Consider the following 20,059-nt stretch of genomic DNA (forward strand, 5'->3'; position numbering starts at 1 on the left):
CGGAACTCGGCAGAGTCCCAGCTTCTGGGCACCTGGAGGCTCACGCCGTTCCAGGCCAGGAATTTTCGGGGCGTCCGGGGGGTGGTCATGGTGCGGCTGCGTCGGGCTGCGGCGCGGTTTTCGGCATGTCGCGAAGAATAGCCCCCGGCCCCGCGATTGTCCAGACGCCTTCGGGCTTGCGGAACCTTCACAGTATGGAATATAAGGATACAGAATCAGGCATCCGCTTCGTCGGCGGGCGGAAACGCGGCCCTGGAAGGCCCTGGCGGGCGAGGGCTCCCCGCGTTTCGGCTGGAAATACGCGGCAATGCATTCCCACCGGAACACCAGGAGAATACCATACCACCAGGATAGGAAATTTGAGCAATTTAAATGCGTTGCGCCTATTTCGCTGGACAGAAACGGCCTGGGCGAATTATGGGGGGGCGGGATATATCCGGTTCGGGGGGCGGGCTTTCCGAGCCGGAGAGGAGTGTGGACCCCGTCATGCGTGCTTGGCACGAAAGGAGGGCAGCGGTGGAGACATCGGGATGGAACTGGGAGCCGGGTGATCGCCTCGTGGCGGACATCGGGGCTATCAAGGACAAGTACGAGTGGGTCGAGGAGCCTTACGCGAGCCCCGACGGCGAGACCATCGCCGCCGTGGCCAACTCCGAGGGCGAATTCACGGCCTGCGTCAATGACGAGGCCTGGGAGAACACCTTCGAGCGCGTCTGGAACCTCGGGTTCGGCCCCGACGGCAGGCTCACGGCCTGTGCGTCGGACATGGGCGAGTGGAAGTTCGTCGTGGACGGCGAGCCCTGGGAGGAGAGCTTCGGCTACGTCTGGGACACGCATTTCAGCGCCGACGGCTCGGTCATCGCCGCCGCCATCCAGAATGACGGCACCTACGGCATGGCCGTGGACGGCACGCCCTGGGAGAACCTGTTCGAGAACGCCACGGCCTTCGCCCTGAGCGTCGACGGCGCCCACAGCGCCGCCGCCATCCAGGCCAAGGAACTGGGGCAGGCCGACATCAAACGCTACCAGGAAGGCCTGTACACCGTGGCCGTGGACGGCACGCCCTGGGAGACGCTGTTCACCAACGTCTTCGGCGTGACCCTGTCGCCCGACGGCAGCCGCGCGGCCGCCGAGGTGCGCACCAACCTGTACGATTTCACCGTCGCGGTGGACGGCACGCCGTGGAGCGCGCGCTTCCAGGGCGTGTGGAAGCCGCTGTTCGACCCGCGCGACGGGTCGGTGGTGGCCCCGGTGCGCCAGGGCGGCAAGTGGTCGCTCGCGCGCGACGGGCACCTGATCTGGAGCCAGTACGGCCAGTGCTGGCACGCGGCCTTCAGCGCCGACGGCGCGCGGCTGGCGGCCATCGTCAGCCCGCAGTTCGGCCGCTGGACCGTGGCCGTGGACGACAAGCCCTGGGGCCTGACCTTCGGCGAGATGGTCACCGACCTGACCCTGTCGGCCGACGGCGCCCGCGCGGCCGCCCTGGGCAAGGACGGCGGCAAGTGGGCCGTCATGGTCGACGGCAAGGCCTGGGCGGGCCGCTATGACATGGCCTGGGCCCCGGTCTTCAGCCCCGACGGCGCGCATGTGGCCGCCAAGGTGGAGAAGGGCGGCAAGTACACCGTGGCCGTGGACGGCAAGGAGTTCGCCCACGCCGGCGAGGCATGCTTCGATCCGGCGTTCAGCCCCGACGGCAGCCTCGTCCTCGTCAAGATGATCGAAAACGGCAAGTACCACCGCCGCGTGGTGCCCGTGGCCGACTTCAAATAGGGGGGAGACATGCACGCATTCTACGCCCTTGTCAGCGGCCCCCTCGTGTGGGCGGCCTTCGCCCTGTTCCTGGGCGGCAGCATCTGGAAAATAGCCTCGCTCATGGCCGAGACCAAGGCCAAGGACACCTACGTCGTCGAGTACTGGAGCTGGAGCCACGCCTTCGCGAGCTTCGTGCACTGGCTTGTGCCCTTCATGAGCACCAACTCGCGCCGCCAGCCGGTGATGACCGTGGTCACCTTCCTGTTCCACATCGGCATCGTCCTTGTGCCCCTGTTCACCCTGGGGCACCTGGTGCTGCTGGAGGAGAGCGTGCTCGGCGTGAGCTGGGCCGCGCTGCCCGACTCGGTGGTGGACGCCGCCGCGTGGATCGTGGTGCTCGGCTGCGTCTATTTCGCCTGGCGCCGGCTGACCCTGCCCGAGGTTCGTTTCGTGACCAGCGCGGCGGATTTCGTCATCCTGCTGGTGGTGGCCGCCCCGTTCGTCACGGGCATCATGGCCTACCACGGCTGGGGCGACAATCTGCTCATGACCAGCCTGCACATGCTTTGCGGCGAGATCATGCTCGCGGCCATTCCCTTCACGCGGCTGTCGCATATGCTGACCTTCTGGTACACCCGCGGCTACACCGCCTCCGAGTTCGGCGCGGTGCGCAACGTGTACGACTGGTAGGCCGGCCCGAATCCGCGAACGCATTGCCAAGGAGACCCTACAATGGCTGACATCGCCGAAAACACCCAAGCCGCAACGGATGCCATGTCCTACATTGAGCGCGTCGCGGCCAAGTCGGCCCAGGACAAGGCCGACGGGAAATACGCCCAGTTCGCGTCCATCAAGGACGTGGGCGTGGACGATGGCGTCGCGCGCCTGACGCCGGAACGCATCGAGAAAACCATCAACCAGGTGCTGCGCGGCGAGTGCGGCGCCCGGATGCGGGCCTATGTGCAGACCTGCGTACACTGCGGGTTGTGCTCCGACGCCTGCCACCATTACCTCTCCAACGACAAGGACCCCAAGTACTCCCCGGTGGGCAAGGTCAAGCGCACCATCTGGAAGATGCTTGAGAAGCAGGGCAAGCTGACTCCTGCCGAGTGCCGCGAGGCCGTGGTCGTGTCGCAGACGGAGTGCAACCTGTGCCGTCGCTGCCAGCAGTTCTGCCCCTTTGGCATCGACGTGGCCTACATGATCCAGACCGTGCGGCGCATCTGCCACAAGCTGGGCATCACCCCGCAGTATATCCAGGACACCTGCCACTCCCACGCCTCGACCCTGAACCAGATGTGGGTCAAGGACGACGAGTGGGTCGACACCCTGCAATGGCAGGAGGACGAGGCCCGCGACGAGATCCCGAACATCCGCATCCCCGTGGGCAAGGTCGGGGCGGACTTCATGTATTCGGTCATCGCGCCGGAGCCCAAGTTCCGCACCCACCTGATCTACCAGGCGGCGGTGATCTTCGATCAGGCCGGCTGCGACTGGACCATGCCCGCCACCCCGGGCTGGGACAACTCCGACATGGCCATGTTCACCGGCGACTTCGAGACCATGGGCCGCATCAAGAAGGCCCACTACGAGGCGGCCCAGAAGCTGCGCGTGAAGAAGATCGTCATGGGCGAGTGCGGCCACGCCTTCCGCAGCGTCTACGACGTGGGCAACCGCTGGCTGGGCTGGAAGATGCCCCCGGTGCCTATGGTCCACTCCATCGAGTTCTTCTACGAGCTGGTGAAGGCCGGGCGCATCCGTCCGCGCGAGCTGTTCCCCGAGCGCGTGACCTTCCACGACCCCTGCAACACCGTGCGCGGGCGCGGGCTGCACGAGATGGGCCGCTATGTTGCCAACGCCTTCACCCAGGGCGTGGTGGAGATGGCGCCCAACAAGGTCTTCAACATCTGCTGCAACGCGGGCGGCGGCGTCATCAACTGCGGCCCGCCGTGGAAGACCAAGCGCGTGCTCTCCAACCGCTACAAGGCCGAGCAGCTGGCGCGCATGAAGGATCAGGGCATCAACACCATCATCTCGCCCTGCCACAACTGCCACGGCGGACTGGAGGACATCATCCACTACTACGGGCTGGAGATGCACCTCATGTTCCTGGGCGACCTGCTCTTCAAGTACATGGAGAAGCCCGGGGCCGTAGAGTAGCCTAACCGACAACGCCCCGACGACGGGGCGGGGAGGACCATATGCATCCCAGACACGTTCTTGCGGCCCTGGCCCTCGCGGCCCTTGCGGCCGTGGCCCTGGTGGCGGCGCCCACGGCCTGGAGCCAGGACGATATCGTGGAGCTCAAGGCCGAGGCCTTCGGGACGCACCTGCGCCCGGCGGCGGTCTTCAAACACGACGAACACAACGAGAAGGCCGGGCTCGACGACTGCGCCCGTTGCCACCACTACTATGAGGACGGCAAGCTTGTGGAAGGCCAGGACTCCGTGGGCACCCCGTGCAGCGACTGCCACGCCCTGAAGGGCGCGGGCGGTCAGCCGGGCCTGCGCGAGGCCTACCACCGCCAGTGCAAGGACTGCCACGTCGAGAAGGCGGCCGGGCCCCTGGCCTGCGGCGAGTGCCACACCGGCAGCTAGGCCTGCCGAATCTGTCCATCCGGGCGTTCCGGGGGGCCGCAGGGCGCCCCGGAACGCCCTTTGTTTTCAGCGGGTTGCCCCCGCGCGGAGGGGCGGGCGAATTTTCTTGGCCGAGGGTTCGAAAACCGTTGACAAGACGGGGCGCTCTGGATAGACACAGTGCTCCCGACTGTGGGAGCGCGGGCGGGTAGCTCAGCTGGGAGAGCATCGGCCTTACAAGCCGAGGGTCGCAGGTTCGAGCCCTGTTCCGCCCACCACAGATGCACGGGATCACGCGGAGCCGTAGTTAAGTTGGTTATAACGCCGGCCTGTCACGCCGGAGGCCGAGGGTTCGAGTCCCTTCGGCTCCGCCACTTGAAAGACCAGGGGCTTGCTGGCAAGCCCCTTCTTAATGCCCCAAACTGAGAGCGGGATTTGGGGCGCAATCGCCCAAGGGTGATGGCTTCCAGGGGGAGCCCGTGGTCATGCGGCCACAGCCCGAAGGAACCTCTCGCGCGCAGGCGCGACGTTCGACCCGCCATGTTCATATCGCGGAGCCGTAGTTAAGTTGGTTATAACGCCGGCCTGTCACGCCGGAGGCCGAGGGTTCGAGTCCCTTCGGCTCCGCCACCGACACTGACCGCCCCTGCGGGGCGAAATCGTCTCAAGCCCGGAAGCGCAAGCTTCCGGGCTTTTTGTCGTGCCCATGCCCGGGGGATGTCCGCCCCGTGGCGGGGGTGCTCGCGCTTCGCACGGGCCGGTGGCGCGGGGGCGGGCGACCCTGGCTGGGGCAGGGGGGCGGATGGCCCGGGGCGGCCTTTGCGGGGTCCGGCGGGGGCGTCGGCCGGGGAGGCGGGTTTTGCGTTGACCCCGCCCGCGCGCGGCGGTAGCGTGCGGGCCTAATCCTCAGGGCGGGGTGGAAGTCCCCACCGGCGGTATCCCGGCTTCGGCCGGGGAGCCCGCGAGCGCCCGTCCCTTGCGGGGCGGGGTCAGCAGATCCGGTGCGAGGCCGGAGCCGACGGTTACAGTCCGGATGGAAGAGGAGAGGACCAGCCGTCCCGCCGCGGGTCTTGCCCCGCGCGCGCCGTGCCGTGCCCGGCCTGCCGGGGCGGCGGCGTCTCTCCTGTTTGGCCCTGGTTTCGCCAACTTCACAAGGAGCGACGCCATGCATGAATCCCTTCTCTCGCCTTTTGGCTCCCCCCGGCAGCGGGTGGAGAGCGCCCTGGACGCCCTGCGCGCGGGCCGGGGCGTTTTGGCCGTGGACGACGAAGACCGCGAAAACGAGGGCGACCTGTTCTTCGCGGCCCAAAGCGTCACCCCCGCGCAAATGGCCCTGCTCATCCGCGAGTGCAGCGGCATTGTCTGCCTCTGCCTGACTCCGGACAAGGTCCGCGCACTGGACCTGCCGATGATGGTCGCCGAGAACACCAGCGCCTACGGCACGGGGTTCACCGTGTCCATCGAGGCCGCCCGGGGAGTGACCACGGGCGTTTCCGCTGCCGACCGCGTGGCCACGGTGCGCGCCGCCGTGGCCCAGGACGCCCGCCCGGCGGACCTGCGCCGCCCGGGCCATGTGTTCCCCCTGTGCGCGCGGCCCGGCGGCGTGCTGGAACGGCGCGGGCACACCGAGGCCAACGTGGACCTCATGCGCCTTGCGGGCCTGGCGCCCTGCGGGGTGCTCTGCGAGCTGACCAACGCGGACGGCAGCATGGCCCGGCTGCCGGGCATCGTCGCGTTCGCCCGGCGCCACGCCATGCCTGTCGTCACCGTCCAGGACGTGGTGGACTATCGCCTGGAGCGTGACATGCACCTGGCGGCGGCGGTGCCACAGGGCAAGGCCCCCGCGGCCCTGCGGTCCTGATTTCCGGAGGCGACGACGGCCCGGCCTTGTGCCGGGCCGTTTTTTTGTCGCTTTTTATGCACCGGGTGGCGCCAGAATCGCGCCGCCCGCGCGGAGGGATTCTGAAATCGTTGCGCGATGCCCCGTGCGTCCCCGTTTTTCCCGCCAATACGCGCAAGGCGGGCGCCCGGGCGCCCCTGTGGAGCCGTGCGGACTTGCCCGTTGCGTGATTACGGAAAGCCTTTCCCTGGCGGCATTTCTTCGAAATTACCCCGGGGCGCGGCCTTGGCGGGCCGCAGGTCTTTTTGCCCGATGGCGCCACCGCGCAAGGACGGGCTGGCACGTCCCTTGCCTCGCCGCTGTCACACGCCGCGCAGGCCGCACCGGGAGCGGTTTTTGTGGCGAGGGGGCCAATGTGATTCCATTCCGCAGGGTGTTTCGCCACCTGCCCCAGCCAGCCCTGGTGCTTGCGCCGAGCCATAAACTGGCCGCAGCCAACGAGGCGGCGCTGGCGCTTTTCGGAGGCGCCGGTGCCTCGCAGGACGAACAGTTCGACCGGGTGTCGGCGACGCTTGGGCCCTGGCTGCGCGCCGATGTGGACTCCTTTTGCGAATCCTGCGACGAGGCCAGGACCTACGAGAAGGAGCACCAGGGGTTCTGCCAGTGCCCGCACTATTACCGCGTGCGCCTGGCCCGCCTGGAAAGCGCCGACGCGCGCCGGGGCGTCATCGTCATCCTGACCGACATCACCGAGCGCCGCCGGGCCCTGGAGGAGATCGCCCGCCTGGCGGTGATCGTGGATTCTTCCGACGACGCCATCCTGAGCATCTGTCCCGACGGGCGCATCCTGTCGGCCAACCGCGCCGCCGGGCGCAACTACGGCTACGCCCCCGAGGCCTTGCGCGGCATGTCCATCTTCGTTCTCGTGCCCGACGGGCTGGAGGGCGAGATGCGCTATGTCCTGGAAGAGGTGGTGGCCGGGAAGTCCGTCTCGCGCTACGAGACCTTGCGGCGGCGCAGCTGCGGCACGGTGTTTCCCGTTTCGGTGACCTATTCGCCCATCCTGCGCGACGGCGTCGTCCGGGCCATATCGGCCATCTCGCGCGACATAACGCCGCGCAAGCGCGTGGAAAGCGAGCTGCGCCGCAGCAACCATTCCCTGAACAGGATGCTCGAGGAGACGGTGAAGTCCCTCTCCGCGCTGCTGGAAAAGCGCGACCTCTACACCTCGGGGCACCAGCACAAGGTGTCGCGGCTGTCCTGCCTGCTGGCCGAGCGCATGGGCATGGACGCGGCCCAGATCGACACGGTGCGCATCGCGGGGCTGCTGCACGACATGGGCAAGGTCTGTGTGCCCATGGCCATCCTGTCCAAGCCGGCCCGGCTGTCGCCCGGGGAGCTGGCCCTCATGCGCCAGCACCCTGAAACGGGCTACGACATCCTGCGCAATATCCCCTTTCCCTGGCCCGTGGGGGCGACCGTACTGGCGCATCACGAGCGCATGGACGGCGGAGGCTACCCCCGGGGCCTGGCGGGGGAGGATATCCTGCCCGAGGCGCGGGTGCTGGCGGTGGCCGATGTGCTGGAGGCCATGTCGTCGCACCGGCCCTACAGGCCGGCCCTGGGGCTGGCCTGCGCCATGGAGGAGATCGGCAACCAGGCCGGGGCGGCCCTGGACCGCGAGGTCTGCCGCGCGGCCCGGGCGCTTGTCGATGAACGTCGAATCTCGGAGATCCGAGGGGAGTTGACGCTATGTCCGTGAAAGGGAGACTGATTTTGGTCCTGGTGGTGTCGCTGGTGGGTTTCGGCGTGGTCTTCGGGGTGAACAAGATCGGCGACGACATGGTCGGCGCAAGCGCCGCCCTGCGCGACCTCGCCGTCGGGGCGTCCGTGGACCTGCTTCAGGCCCGGCGCCATGAGAAGAATTTCCTTATTCGCAGCGACGAGGCCTATGTGGCCAAGGTGGAGGCGCACACGGCCAAGATCCACGAGGCCCTGGAGCGTATCGCCACCCTGGATCCGGCCAAGGCCGAGGAGTGCGCCGCCGCCCGCCGCCTGGTGGACACCTTCGACGCGACCTTCGCCCGTGCGGCCCAGACCGCGCGGAGCATCGGCCTGGACGAGGAGCAGGGCGTACGCCGCGAGTTCATCGCCGCCGGGCGCGCCCTGGAGGCCGGGATCGACGCCCTGGGCGACCGCGAGGCCCTGGTGTCGCTGCTGCAACTGCGGCGCCAGGAAAAGAACTTCCAGCTGCGCGGAACGGACAAGTACCTGGAGCGCGCGGCCAAGGCCCGCCGCGAGCTGGAGGCCCGCCTGGGCAGCCTGGGCCTGGACGAGGCCGCCCTGGCGCGGCTCATGGGCGTGCTGCACGGCTACGACTCGGCCTTTGGCAATTATGTGACGCTGTACAAGGAAGTCCGGGCCATGGACCAGACCCTGGCCACCGACGGCCGGGCCCTGGAGCCCGCCATCACGGCGCTGCGCGAGCACTACGAAGCCGAAATGGCCCGTGTGGCCGGGCTGGCCGACCACGCCATCCTGGGCGTCGAGGTGCTGGCCATGCTCGTGCTCGGGGCGTTCATCCTGCTGACCTCGCGGGGCATCAACCGGCCGCTGGCCAAGCTGACGGCCTATTCGCAGGCCGTGGCCTCCGGCGACCTGCAGGCGCAGCCCGACGCGGACATGCCGCCGGAGTTCGCGGCCCTGTCCGCAGACATCACGACCATGGTCGCGGAGTTGCGCGCGCGCCTGGAGGAGGTCCGCCGCAAGCAGGACGAGGCCGCCGCCCAGGCCGAGGCCGCCAACGCGGCCATGCGCGAGGCCCAGCGCCAGGAGGAGCAGGTCAAGGCGCTGTGGGGGCGGATGCGCGAGTCGGCCACGCGGGTGGACGCCTTTTCGGGGCGCGTGGGCGACGCCGTGGCCGAGCTGTCGGCCATGATCGCCCAGGTCCGCCAGGGGGCCCAGGTCCAGAGCACGCGCATGGACGAGACGGCCACGGCCATGGAGCAGATGAACGCCGCCGTGGTCGAGGTGGCCCGCAACGCGGGCAGCGCCTCCGAGAACGCCCGCGAGGCCAAGGACAAGGCCACCGCGGGCGCGGCGATGGTCGAGCGCGCCGTGGCGGCCATCACCGAGGTGGACGGCCACGCCACGGGCCTGCGCGAGGGCATGCAGGACCTGGGGCGCCAGGTGGAGGAGATCGGCCGGGTCATGGACGTGATCAGCGAGATAGCCGACCAGACGAACCTGCTGGCGCTGAACGCGGCCATCGAGGCCGCGCGGGCGGGCGACGCGGGCCGGGGCTTCGCCGTGGTGGCCGACGAGGTGCGCAAGCTGGCCGAGAAGACCATGGCCGCCACCAAGGAGGTCGACAGCAGCATCCTGGCCATCCGCGACGCCACGGGGCGCAACATCGAAACCATGCACGCGGCCCTGCGCGCCGTGGAGCAGAGCGCGCGCCTGGCCACGGATTCGGGCCGCGCCCAGGAGGAGATCGTGCGCCTGGTGGAGATGAACACCGTGCAGGTCGAGGGCATCGCCTCGGCCAGCGAGGAGCAGTCCGCGTCGTCGGAGCAGATCAACCGCGCCGTGGACGAGGTCAACCGCATCGCCGGGGAATCCATGGCCGGGATGCAGCGGTCCTACGACGCCGTTGCCGCCCTGCAGGGCCTGGCCGAAGACCTGCGGCGCATGGTCGGGGCCATGCTCGAAGAGCGCGGCGCGGACGGGGCGGCGTAGCTCCCCCCGCGCGCTTCCGCCCGGCCCATGCAAAGGCGCCGCCGTCCCTTGCGGGGCGGCGGCGCCGTCGTCTGCCCTGTCCGGCTACTTGTCCTGCTTTTGCTGGTCTTCGAAGAAGGCCCGCAGGCGGAGCTGGATGCGTACGATGCGGTACATCATCTCGCTCATGCCGAACAGGGCCACGGAGACGATCACGCTCGCGCCCAGGGCCGCGAAGCCCGCCAGCATCAGCAGCAGGTTGCGGTCCGTGTCCGGCGAGTCGGTCTGCCAGAGCAGGAACAGGCAGGCCGCCGTGCCGAACATCCACATCAGGTGGGCCATGACGCGCAGGATGGATTCGATGGGCAGCCGGGCCACGGGGTTGACCACGGTGTAGCCCGAGAAGCGCGTGCTCCTGCACTTGGGGCAGCGGTTGAAATCCTTGGAGAATATCTCGCCGCATTTCTCGCACTGCAACATGCGCCGGATGATGACGTTGCCCTGGACCTTCATGGCCTGCCCTCCCCGGCCAGCGGGTTGATGGTCACCTGTCTGGTGCCCACGCTGGCCTCGTCTTGCGCCTTTCTGGGCTTTTGCAGCAGCCACAGGCCGACCAGCAGCGCCAGCCCCAGCAGGTAGAACCAGTAGGGATGGAAGGGCGCCGCCCAGTGATAGGCCACCGGCGCGTCGCTGAACAGGCCGACCAGCTGCGCGGCGATGTTGCCCAGGGCGGGCAGCACGTTCATGGGCTGCATGAGGATGAAGGTCACCGCCAGGAGCAGGGGCACCTCCCAGGCCTTGTTGCGGGCGATGAACCAGCCCTGGGTGGCCGAGGCGAAGGCGAAGTTGCCCAGGCAGGCCATGGCGAAGATGAGCAGCCCCTGCGGCCAGCTGTTGATCTCGTGCAGGATCAGCTCGGTGTTGAAGATGAACATGAACGGCAGGATTGCCGTGCGGATGTCGTACATGAAGGCCTGGATGCCCGTGGGAATGGGCGGGCCCTCGGCGATGGCCGCCGCCGCGTAGGCCGCCAGGCCCACGGGCGGGGTGTCGTCGGCCAGGATGCCGAAGTAGAAGCAGAACAGGTGCGCGGCCATGATCGGCACGAAGAATTCCTGCAGGCTGGCCACGGCCACGATGGCCGGGGCCGTGAGGGAGGCCATGACGATGTAGGTCGCCGTGGTGGGCAGGCCCATGCCGATGAGCAGGCTGGCCAGGGCGGTGATGGCCAGCAGCAGGAAGATGCTGTCGCCGGCGAGCACGGCGATGACCTCGGTGATCAGCCCGCCCAGGCCCATAGCCACCACGCCGACGATGATGCCCGCGGCGGCGGTGGCCATGGCCACGCCGGCCATGTTGCGCGCGCCGTCGGCCAGGCCCCGGACGATTTCGCGCACCCCGAGCATGAAGGCCGGGCGCAGGGCCTGGCCCGTGCGCCAGGCGCGGATGGGGTGCTGGACCAGCATGATCACCGCCAGCACGCAGATGGCGCGGAAGGCCGCCAGCTCCGGGCTGTGGCGGACGATGATCAGCTCGTAGAGCAGCATGGCCAGGGGCAGGAGATAGTGCAGCCCCGAGAGCAGGGTGGCCACGAACGGCGGCAGCTCGCGCCGGGGGATGCCCTGGAGCCCGAGCTTGCACGCCTCGACGTGGGAGATCCAGAGCAGCGCCGCGTAGGACGCGAAGGCCGGGATGGCGGCGGCCTTGACCACCTCGATGTAGGGCACGCTGACGTACTCGGCGATGATGAACGCCGCGGCGCCCATGATGGGCGGGGCGATCTGCCCGTCGGTGGACGCGGCGACCTCGATGGCCGCGGCCTTGGTCGGCGGGTAGCCGACCTTTTTCATCAGCGGGATGGTGAAGGTGCCGGTGGTGACCACGTTGGCGATGGACGAGCCGGAGACCATGCCCGTCAGCCCGGAGCCGAGGATGGCCGCCTTGGCGGGGCCGCCCTTGAAGCTGCCAAGCAGGCACAGGGCCACGCGGATGAAGAACTGCCCGGCCCCGGCCTTTTCAAGCATGGTGCCGAAGAGCACGAAGAGGAAGACGATGGTCGCCGACACGTCCAGGGGGATGCCGTAGATGCCCTCGGTGTCCATGGTGATCTGGCCGACGAAGCGGTTCAGGGAGACCGCCTTTTGCAGCAGCACGTCGGGCATGAAGGACATCTGCGAGCAGAAGGAATAGGCCATGAAGAGCATGGCGATGACCGGCAGGGCCGGACCGATGACCCGGCGTGTGGCCTCCAGCAGCAGGATCACGAGCATGGCGCCGAAGATGATGTCGCGCGTGGTGGGGTTGCCGATGCGCATGGCGATGCCTTCGTAGTCCAGGATGATGTACACCGCGGCGAAGACGGCCAGCACGGCCAGGATGTAGTCCAGGATCGTCACCCGGTGCATGGCCAGGAAGAAGCGCAGGTCCGGGCGCCAGTTGTGGGTGAACTTGAAGGTCGGAATATTGGTGTAGATGAGAAAGATGGCGAAGGCCAGGTGCGCCGCGCGGATGAAGACGGTGTCCACGATGAGCCAGCTGGCCACGGATAGCTGGAACAGCGACCAGGAGATGGCCACGATCAGGGTCAGGTTCCTGGTTACCCCCGCGAAGTCGCCCTGGAGCCCGTGCTCGGCCTCGGCGAGTTTCTGCGCGTATTCGACGCCCTTGACGTTGTTTTCTTCTTCTTCCCAGGTCTTGTCTGATGCCATATGCGTGGTCCCGGATAAGCTTGAGATTCACGGTCCGCCGCGGAACCGCCGGAAAACGCCGCCCGCCGCGTCGACGCGGGCGCAATGTCGGGCCGGAGGGGGGAGGCATGGCCGGGCGCCTGGGCGCCCGGCCATGCGGAAGGCTACTTCAGCAGCCCGACTTCCTTGAAGTACTTCTCGGCGCCCGGGTGCAGGGGCGCGGAGAGGCCTTCCAGCATGCTTTCCTTGGTCAGCACGGCGAAAGCGGGGTGCAGCTTCTTGAACTCCTCGAGGTTGTCGAAGACTTCCTTGGTCACGGCGTAGACGACCTCATCGGGCACGTCCGAGCTGGTGACGAAGGTGGCCTTCACGCCGAAGGTGGCCACATCCTCGGTGTTCACGGCGGACTCGTAGTTGCTCATGGGCACAAAAGCCTTGGCGTAGTAGGGCTTCTCCTTGATCAGCGTGTCCAGGCCGGGGCCGGTGATGGAGGCGAAGCGGACCTTGCGGGCGCCGGCGGTGGCTTCCTTCATGGCGCCGTTGGGGTGGCCGACGGTGTAGAAGAAGGCGTCGATGCGGCCGTCCTGGAGCAGGCCCGGGGCCTCGGCGGCCTTGACCTGCTCGGCCTTGATGTCGGTCTCGTAGTTGAGGCCGGCGGCGGTGAGCGCGTCGATGGAGTTCTGGAGCTGGCCGGAGCCGGGGTTGCCGATGTTCACGGTCTTGCCCTTGAGGTCGGCGATGTCCTTGACGCCGGAATCCTCGGCGGCGACCAGGGTCACGGTCTCGGGATGCAGGGAGAACACGGCGCGCAGCTTCTCCTGGGGCTTGCCCTCCCACTCGGCCAGGCCCTTGACGGCCTGATACTGGCGGTCGGACTGGACCACGCCGAACTCGAGGTCGCCGGAGACCACGGCGTTGACGTTGAACACGGAGCCGCCCGTGGATTCCACGGTGGCGCGGATGCCGTAAACGTCGCGCTTGTCGTTGACCATGCGGGCGATGGCGCCGCCGGTGGGGTAGTAGACGCCGGTGATGCCGCCGGTGCCGATGGTGGCGAAGGCGGTTTTGGCCTGGGCCTGGGTGGTGGCCGTTGCGCCCAGCAGCAGCCCAAGGCACAGGGCCGCGACGAGATAGGTGACTTTCCGCATACTTGCCTCCTGTCCGTTTGGTGTGGAAATGGTTGTCACATGGCCCGGGCGGGCGCCGGGGCCGTTCCTCTCCTCCTGTTCCGCCCCGTGGGGGGCGGTGTCTGCCCAAGGCGGTCCGGCTTGCCCGGCGCAACCAGAGGAAAACAAATAGATTGGAAAGGAAAGAGGTAGCAAAATCGAAAATAAATTGCAATCCTTCCGGCGCGCGGGCACTGTTCCCCCGCCCCCCGGCTGGCTGCGGCCCATCGGGCCTGGGCGGGGTTGCGGGCCTGCGGCCCCGGGCATATACAGGAGCGCACACCCCAGCGGAAAGGAACGGCCATGGACGATGTCGTCTTTGAAAACATCCGGCTGGAGCCGGAATTCGAATATTTCCTCTATGTGGGCGAAATAAAGGCCCACGGCCTGAACGATTTCGTCCGCCGGGGGCTGGAGCGCCGCTTCGGGCGGCCCTTTCGGGCCATTACCGTCTGCCCCGACGTGCTCGAAACCTACCCCGTCGGCAACATCCTGGCCGCGAACCCCTGGCTGGCCCGGGCCCCGGGGCGCACCGCCGGGCGCAGGCCCGTGGGCGACTTCGCCCATTACCTCTCGTGCGACCGCTATTTCCGCGCCCTGCTGGAGCGCCTGCTCGCCGCCCAGGGGCGGCTGTTCGTCTGGATGTTCGAGACGCGCCAGGAATTTTTGCTGCGCGACGTGCGCGGGGTGACGCTCCTTGGGCCCGACCCGGCCGTGGTCCACGCCGTGAACGACAAGACCTGGCAGTATCGCAACCTGTCCGGGGTGGTGCCCATGGCGGACTTCGAGGTCTGCACCGGGCGCGCGGCCATGCTGGAGGCCTGCGGGCGCATGGGCTGCTCCTGCGGGCAGCGGGTTTTCGTCTCCTGCCCCTACAGCGCCGCCGGGGCCGCGAGCATGGTCGTTTCCGACCCCGCCCGGGCCGGGGAGCGCTTCGACCAGGACGGCTGCTTCCTGGTCAGCCGCTATGTGCCCCATGTGTGGGACCCCACGGTCCTTGGCGTGGTGGGCAACGAGCGCGAGGTCTTCGTCGCCGGGGTGGCCGACATGACCATCGAGGACGGCAACAAGTTCCGGGGGTCGACCTTCCCCTCGCTGCTGCCCGCCCGCGTCCAGGGCGTCCTGCGCGAGCATACCGTGGCCGTGGGCCGGGTGCTCGGGCGCATGGGCTTCCGGGGCATCTTCGGCTGCGACTTCATCGTCGCCCCCGACGAAAGCGTCTATTTCATCGAGGTCAACCCCCGCAAGCAGGGGACGACCATGGAGTTCTGCTGCACCCTGGAGCACCTGCTGCCCGACGGCGCGCCCAACCTGCCGGAGCTGGAGATCTGCGCCGTGCTGGACGGGCGTTTTCCCGAGGGCATGCCCTCCGGGCCCGACGGCGAGGCGGCCGGGCGCCTGGGGCTGCACTGGGGCACCTACAACCACAAGATAGAGATTCCCGGCGTGCGCACCACGCACGCCGTGTTGCAGGACATGCCCGAGCGCGACCTGTTCCGCCGCGTGGCGGCGGACGGGCCGGGCGGGGCGGTGGTGCTGGAGCATGTGGGCGGCGGGGTCGCCGTTCTGCCCGGCACCTTCCTGGGCCGGGTGGCCGCGGTGGCCCCCACCCGGGAGCAGATGCTCGCCGCACTGGCCGGGGGGCGCAACCAGCTCGCGGCGTCCATCACGGGCGCCTGACCACGAGGAGGCAGCACATCGTGTCGCAGACCAGCGAGGCCGCACTGGACAAGTTCACCACCGATCTTCTGGAACAGCTGGCCGGGGGCGGCGACGCCCCGGCGCAGCTGCGGGCGGGCATCGAGGCCCTGGCCGCGGCCGCGCGGGACGCCCAGGCCACGGCGCCCATCGTGGCCCTGTTCCGCGCCCTGCGCGAGGCCAAGGCCGGGGCCGGGCTGGGCCACGAGGCCTTCGGCCTGTCGCGGGCGGACCTGGAGGCCCTGGCCCGGCGCCACGCGGCCATCGACGAGCACGGCGTCACCGTGGGCGGCCGCGCCGGTCGCGCCCTGGACATCATCGCCCAGGCCAACCCGCGCGTGGCCGACTATCTGGCCCGCAAGGACGAGGAGGCCCCCAGCGGCATCGAGCTGTGGGACACCATCCAGGAAAACCAGGCCCGCATCCGCAAGGCTCTGGGCCTGGACGAGGCGACGTGGAACTCCTTCGGCGGCCAGCTCGCCAACGCCATCAACGACGTGCAGACCCTGGCCCGCTGCATCGACCTGCCCGCCGACACCATCCGCGACGTGACCCGGGTCACCGGCAGGTACCGCATGCGCCTGACGCCGTACTACGCCAGCCTGATCCGGCCCGGGGTGGTCAACGATCCGGTGCTGCTGCAAAGCGTGCCCACCGGCGAGATGGTCGACAACGTGGGCGAGGAGCTGCCGCCGGTGGCCAGCGACCACTCCCCGGCCCGCCTCGTCGATCAGTTCTACCCGCGCGTGGTGGCCGTCAAGGTGACCAACATCTGCGCCATGTACTGCACCCACTGCCTGCGCATCGCCCATATCGGCTCGGCCGACCGCACCTTCTCCAAGGCCGCCTACCAGGAGGCCATCGACTATATCGCGGCCAACCCGGCCATCCGCGACGTGCTCATCACCGGCGGCGACGCCTTCATGCTGCCCAACGCGAGCCTCAAATGGCTGCTGGACAAGCTCGACGCCATCGACCATGTGCGCATGAAGCGCCTGGGCACCCGCGTCCCGGTGACCACGCCCCAGCGCGTGGACAACGAGCTTTTGGACATCCTGGAGGCATCCAACGAGCGCGGGCCCGTGCGCGTGGTGACCCAGATCAACACCGCCCAGGAGATCACCCCCGTTTCCAAGGACGCCTTCCGGCGCATCTCCAGGCGGGTCATGGCCGTGCTCAACCAGGCCGTGCTCATGCGCGGGATCAACGACTCGCGGATCAAGATGTGGAAGTTGTGCGAGACGATCCAGGAGGCCTATGTGCGGCCATACTACGTCTTCAACTGTTCATATCGCAACCCGCAGTACACGCATATGCGCGTGCCTATAGAGAAGGGGCGCGACATCGTAGAGAGCATGTACGGCAACATATCCGGCGACGCCGTGCCGCGCTATATCGCCGCCGCCGGGGGCAAGGTGCCCCTGCACCGCGACAACGTGGTGCGCCGCGAGGGCGGGGCCGTGGTGCTGCGCAAGCCCTGGAGCGGGGAGGAGACGGTCTATCCCGACGCCCTGCCCGGGCTCTACGACAACGACGCGGACTTCGCCTTCAACAAGTACGGCAAGGAGCGGTCATGACCGTCGGCTCCCGCGGCCTCAATTCGAGGACCGCACAGTCCATCCTGCGCTGGACCCGCGAGCGCGAGCCCGAGATGCTCGCCCTGCTGGAGCGGCTGGTGCGCATCAACTCGTACACCGCCAACAAGGCCGGGACGGACGCCGTGGGCGCGGTGCTGCGCGAGGCCATGACCGGCCTGGGCTTTGGGGTGCAGGTCGTGCCCCAGGCCGACGCGGGCGACCATCTGATCGCCCGCTGCCCCGGGGCGCGCAGGCTGGCCCCCGGGCAGCGCCAGGTCCTGTTTTGCGGCCATATGGACACCGTGTTCCCGCCCGACAGCGGCTTCGACGCCTTCGTCAACCAGGGCGACCGCGTCACCGGCCCGGGGGTCATCGACATGAAGGGCGGGCTGGTGGCGGGCATCTACGCCCTGGCGGCCCTGGCGGCCCACGGCCAGCTGGAGGGGATGCCCGTGGCCTTCGTCTTCAACTCCGACGAGGAGACCGGCTCCTACCGCTCCCGCGAGCTGATCATGGCCGAGGCCGCGCGCAGCGCCTTCGCCTTCGTCTTCGAATGCTCCGGCCCCGGCGGGGAGACCACCACCGGGCGCAAGGGCAAGACGACCCTGCGCGTCCGCGCCACGGGCCGTGCCGGGCATGCGGGCAACCTGGGCCATGCCAAGCCCAGCGCCGTGCTGGAGCTGGCCCACAAAACCATCGCCCTGGAGGCCCTGAACGACGCGGCCCGGGGCGTTTCGGTGAACGTGGGGCTCGTGTCGGGCGGGGTGGGGCCCAATACCGTGGCCCCGCGCGCCGAGGCCACGGTGGAGTGCCGCTATCGCACGGCGGCCGACGGCGAGGCTCTGGTGGCCGCCGCCGTGGCCCTGGCCGGGCGGCCCGAGGTGCCCGGAACCGCCGTGGAGGTGGAGGTCGTGCCCGGGCGTCCGCCCATGGAGCCCGGCCCGGCCAACCGCAGGCTGCTGGAGCATGTGGTGGCGGCCGGGCGCGAACTGGACGTGCCCGTGGCGGAGGACTACCGGGGCGGCGTGTCCGACGCGAACTACATCGCCCAGGTGGGCACCCCGGTGCTCGACGGCCTGGGCCCCGGCGGCGAGCGCGACCACTCGCCCGAGGAATACATGATAACGAGTACCCTGGCCGCCCGGGCGGCCCTGGCGGCCGTCTCCGCCCGGCGCATCTGGGACGCCATGACCCGCGAGGGCCGGATTTCCGGGGGCGGTGCGGCTTGACCTTCAACCGGGAAGCAGATATGCACTCGGTACGATTTGCTCCCCGTCGGACCAGCCGCAAGGCCTCCGGCGGGGTTTTGCATCCCAAGGGGACCCCATGCCCATAGAGCCGGCCCTGAAGCGGGCCCATGTCTTCGTGGACGGGCAGAACCTGTTCCACGCCGTGAAGAGCGCCTTCGGCCACACCTATCCCAACTACGACATCCCCCGGCTGGCCGAGGCGGTCTGCCGCCGCATGGGCTGGCAGCTGGAGGGGGTCACCTTCTACACCGGGGTGCCCTCCGAGGCCGACAACCCCTTCTGGCACGCCTTCTGGAGCGCCAAGCTCGCGGCCCTGGGCTCGCGCGGCGTGCGCACCGAGGCCCGCGAACTGCGCTACCAGAACCGCGTCATCCGCATGGCCGACGGCGGCGAGGTGGCCGTGCAGGCGGGCCTGGAAAAGGGCATCGACGTGAAGATGGCCCTGGACGTGGTGCGCATGGCCCGCGAGGGCGCCTGCGACGTTTTGCTGCTGTTCTCCCAGGACCAGGACATGGCCGAGGCCGCCGCCGAGGTCCGGCGCATTTCAGTTGAGCGCGACCGCTGGCTCAAGGTCGCCTCGGCCTACCCTGTGGGGCCGGACTACCCCAACCGCCGGGGCGTCAACGGCACGGACTGGATCAGGATCGAGCGCGAGATGTACGACGCCTGCATCGACCCGGCCAACTACAGCCCCCCGCCGGTCCGGGTCGTCCCGGCCCCGGCGCTGTCCGAGGAATATTCCGTGCGCCGGGCCGCGCAGCGCGATCTCGGCGTCCTGGTCCGGCTGCGCCGGGCCATGTTCGCCGAGATATGGGACGGCGGCCTCGACGCCGAGGCCCTGGCCGCCCGCGACGGCGCCTTTTTCCTGCCGCTCCTGGAGCGCGGCGGGGCCGCGGCCTGGCTGGCCCTGGACGCGGGCGGCCAGGCCGTGGCCTGCGCGGCGGTGCATGTGCTCCAGGGTTCGCCCAAGCCCTGGGCCCTGGACGGCCGTGTGGCCTATGTGAGCAGCATGTTCACCGCCCCGGCCCACCGCCGCCGGGGGCTGGCCCGGCGGCTCCTGGCCGAGTGCACGGCCTTCGCCCGGGAGCGGGGCGTGGCCTGCGTCAGCCTGCACGGCGCGCCCGCGGGCCGGGCGCTTTACGAGTCCGCCGGGTTTGCCGCCACCAACGAGATGCGGCTGCTGCTGCCCGGCGAGGGCGGCTGATTCCGCAGCCCGCGCTCAATGCGCTTGCCCTGGGCCTTGGGTTGCTGCCGCCCGGCGAGGGGGCTGAGTCCGCAGGGCGTGGCGGCCCGTTCCCCCTTGGGCTTGCGTCCGCCTCCCGATGCGGTGTAGGGTCCGGAACCTTTTCGGGGTGCCCATGCACGAGCCGCTTCAGATCCTCCTCGCCCTCGCCCCGGCCCCCTGGGCCGAGGACCTCGGTCGCGCGCTGCGCGAGGCCGGAATGCGGGCGGAGTTCGCCGTCATGGGCTCCGGCGGCGACGCGGACGCCCTGCTGGGCTGGCCGTGGGACGCGGTGCTGGCCGACCTGGAGGCCCCGCCCCTGGGGCTGGACACCCTGCTGGAGCGCATTTCCCCGCGCGGCGCGGGGCCGCCGGTGCTGGTCCTGGCGCGCGAGTGTTCCCTGGACGAGGCCGTGCGCGCCATGCGCCGGGGCGCGGCGGACGTTGTGCGCCTGGACGACATCCGGCGCCTGCCCCGGGCCCTGGCCACGGCCCTGGCCCGCGCCCGGCGGGTGAACCTTGGGCGCGACGAGGAGCGCCTGCGCCAGTTCTCGCGTTTTTCCATCGAAAAGGCC

General features: G+C 69.2%; 14 protein-coding genes, 3 tRNA genes, 1 pseudogene and 1 riboswitch. Of the genes and pseudogenes, 15 read left to right on the forward strand and 3 right to left on the reverse strand.

What is annotated here, in order from left to right; genetic code table 11:
* The first annotated feature begins 516 nt into the window (after positions 1-516).
* The 10 genes from tmcD to M0P34_RS04030 all read left to right on the forward strand — a co-directional run bounded on the left by tmcD (position 517) and on the right by M0P34_RS04030 (position 9,906).
* Positions 517-1,770: an electron transfer complex subunit TmcD gene (tmcD, locus tag M0P34_RS03985; RefSeq protein ID WP_291496603.1), complete on the forward strand. Its 1,254-nt coding sequence runs from the start codon at positions 517-519 to the stop codon at positions 1,768-1,770.
* A gap of 9 nt (positions 1,771-1,779) precedes the next feature.
* Positions 1,780-2,442 carry a TmcC family electron transfer complex membrane anchor subunit gene (tmcC, locus tag M0P34_RS03990; RefSeq protein ID WP_291496606.1) on the forward strand — a complete coding sequence of 221 codons (663 nt, stop codon included), beginning with the start codon at positions 1,780-1,782 and terminating at the stop codon, positions 2,440-2,442.
* 84 nt (positions 2,443-2,526) lie between these two features.
* Positions 2,527-3,912: an electron transfer complex ferredoxin TmcB gene (tmcB, locus tag M0P34_RS03995; RefSeq protein ID WP_291496608.1), complete on the forward strand. Its 1,386-nt coding sequence runs from the start codon at positions 2,527-2,529 to the stop codon at positions 3,910-3,912.
* Between the two features lie 41 nt (positions 3,913-3,953).
* Positions 3,954-4,349 carry an acidic tetraheme cytochrome c3 TmcA gene (tmcA, locus tag M0P34_RS04000; RefSeq protein ID WP_291496611.1) on the forward strand — a complete coding sequence of 132 codons (396 nt, stop codon included), beginning with the start codon at positions 3,954-3,956 and terminating at the stop codon, positions 4,347-4,349.
* 181 nt (positions 4,350-4,530) lie between these two features.
* Positions 4,531-4,606 (forward strand) — tRNA-Val (locus M0P34_RS04005).
* Between the two features lie 19 nt (positions 4,607-4,625).
* Positions 4,626-4,702 (forward strand) — tRNA-Asp (locus M0P34_RS04010).
* Between the two features lie 179 nt (positions 4,703-4,881).
* Positions 4,882-4,958: transfer RNA gene (locus tag M0P34_RS04015), tRNA-Asp, on the forward strand.
* A gap of 268 nt (positions 4,959-5,226) precedes the next feature.
* A riboswitch (FMN riboswitch) is annotated at positions 5,227-5,377 on the forward strand.
* A 116-nt stretch (positions 5,378-5,493) separates the two neighbouring features.
* On the forward strand, positions 5,494-6,189 hold the full coding sequence (gene ribB / locus M0P34_RS04020) for a 3,4-dihydroxy-2-butanone-4-phosphate synthase (RefSeq protein ID WP_291496613.1): 696 nt from the start codon (positions 5,494-5,496) through the stop codon (positions 6,187-6,189).
* A 394-nt stretch (positions 6,190-6,583) separates the two neighbouring features.
* Positions 6,584-7,930: an HD domain-containing phosphohydrolase gene (locus M0P34_RS04025; protein ID WP_291496615.1), complete on the forward strand. Its 1,347-nt coding sequence runs from the start codon at positions 6,584-6,586 to the stop codon at positions 7,928-7,930.
* On the forward strand, positions 7,921-9,906 hold the full coding sequence (locus M0P34_RS04030; protein ID WP_291496617.1) for a methyl-accepting chemotaxis protein: 1,986 nt from the start codon (positions 7,921-7,923) through the stop codon (positions 9,904-9,906). The genes M0P34_RS04025 and M0P34_RS04030 overlap by 10 nt, the downstream gene beginning before the upstream one ends.
* Before the next feature lie 84 nt (positions 9,907-9,990).
* On the opposite strand, the gene M0P34_RS04035 is transcribed toward M0P34_RS04030, so the two are convergent.
* The 3 genes from M0P34_RS04035 to M0P34_RS04045 all read right to left on the reverse strand — a co-directional run bounded on the left by M0P34_RS04035 (position 9,991) and on the right by M0P34_RS04045 (position 13,720).
* On the reverse strand, positions 9,991-10,398 hold the full coding sequence (locus tag M0P34_RS04035; RefSeq protein WP_291496620.1) for a hypothetical protein: 408 nt from the start codon (positions 10,396-10,398) through the stop codon (positions 9,991-9,993).
* The gene (locus tag M0P34_RS04040) at positions 10,395-12,593 is read right to left on the reverse strand and encodes a TRAP transporter permease (protein WP_291496622.1); all 2,199 of its coding nucleotides are present in this window, start codon (positions 12,591-12,593) and stop codon (positions 10,395-10,397) included. The genes M0P34_RS04035 and M0P34_RS04040 overlap by 4 nt, the downstream gene beginning before the upstream one ends.
* Before the next feature lie 143 nt (positions 12,594-12,736).
* Positions 12,737-13,720 carry a TAXI family TRAP transporter solute-binding subunit gene (locus tag M0P34_RS04045; RefSeq protein ID WP_291496623.1) on the reverse strand — a complete coding sequence of 328 codons (984 nt, stop codon included), beginning with the start codon at positions 13,718-13,720 and terminating at the stop codon, positions 12,737-12,739.
* Between the two features lie 321 nt (positions 13,721-14,041).
* On the opposite strand from M0P34_RS04045, the gene M0P34_RS04050 reads away from it, so the two are divergent.
* The 5 genes and pseudogenes from M0P34_RS04050 to M0P34_RS04070 all read left to right on the forward strand — a co-directional run.
* Entirely contained in the window at positions 14,042-15,418 is a 1,377-nt protein-coding gene (locus tag M0P34_RS04050) for an ATP-grasp domain-containing protein (protein ID WP_291496626.1), read from the forward strand.
* A 20-nt stretch (positions 15,419-15,438) separates the two neighbouring features.
* A complete protein-coding gene (locus M0P34_RS04055) occupies positions 15,439-17,013 on the forward strand; it encodes a KamA family radical SAM protein (RefSeq protein WP_291496628.1) in 1,575 nt (524 codons plus the stop codon).
* The gene (locus M0P34_RS04060) at positions 17,010-18,242 is read left to right on the forward strand and encodes a M20 family metallopeptidase (protein WP_291496630.1); all 1,233 of its coding nucleotides are present in this window, start codon (positions 17,010-17,012) and stop codon (positions 18,240-18,242) included. The genes M0P34_RS04055 and M0P34_RS04060 overlap by 4 nt, the downstream gene beginning before the upstream one ends.
* Before the next feature lie 97 nt (positions 18,243-18,339).
* Entirely contained in the window at positions 18,340-19,467 is a 1,128-nt protein-coding gene (locus M0P34_RS04065; RefSeq protein ID WP_291496632.1) for a GNAT family N-acetyltransferase, read from the forward strand.
* Between the two features lie 154 nt (positions 19,468-19,621).
* Positions 19,622-20,059, forward strand: a pseudogene (locus tag M0P34_RS04070) (hypothetical protein); the annotation flags it as partial.

The sequence above is a fragment of the Desulfocurvus sp. genome (assembly GCF_023230885.1).
Taxonomy (GTDB): Bacteria; Desulfobacterota; Desulfovibrionia; order Desulfovibrionales; family Desulfovibrionaceae; genus Desulfocurvus.

Bases quoted from the DNA above. Each gene is read 5' to 3' on its own strand.
- tmcC (WP_291496606.1), top strand. From the start codon at position 1,780: ATGCACGCATTCTACGCCCTTGTCAGCGGCCCCCTCGTGTGGGCGGCC.
- tmcB (WP_291496608.1), top strand. From the start codon at position 2,527: ATGTCCTACATTGAGCGCGTCGCGGCCAAGTCGGCCCAGGACAAGGCC.
- tmcA (WP_291496611.1), top strand. From the start codon at position 3,954: ATGCATCCCAGACACGTTCTTGCGGCCCTGGCCCTCGCGGCCCTTGCG.
- ribB (WP_291496613.1), top strand. From the start codon at position 5,494: ATGCATGAATCCCTTCTCTCGCCTTTTGGCTCCCCCCGGCAGCGGGTG.
- M0P34_RS04030 (WP_291496617.1), top strand. From the start codon at position 7,921: ATGTCCGTGAAAGGGAGACTGATTTTGGTCCTGGTGGTGTCGCTGGTG.
- M0P34_RS04035 (WP_291496620.1), bottom strand. From the start codon at position 10,398: ATGAAGGTCCAGGGCAACGTCATCATCCGGCGCATGTTGCAGTGCGAG.
- M0P34_RS04040 (WP_291496622.1), bottom strand. From the start codon at position 12,593: ATGGCATCAGACAAGACCTGGGAAGAAGAAGAAAACAACGTCAAGGGC.
- M0P34_RS04045 (WP_291496623.1), bottom strand. From the start codon at position 13,720: ATGCGGAAAGTCACCTATCTCGTCGCGGCCCTGTGCCTTGGGCTGCTG.
- M0P34_RS04050 (WP_291496626.1), top strand. From the start codon at position 14,042: ATGGACGATGTCGTCTTTGAAAACATCCGGCTGGAGCCGGAATTCGAA.
- M0P34_RS04060 (WP_291496630.1), top strand. From the start codon at position 17,010: ATGACCGTCGGCTCCCGCGGCCTCAATTCGAGGACCGCACAGTCCATC.
- M0P34_RS04065 (WP_291496632.1), top strand. From the start codon at position 18,340: ATGCCCATAGAGCCGGCCCTGAAGCGGGCCCATGTCTTCGTGGACGGG.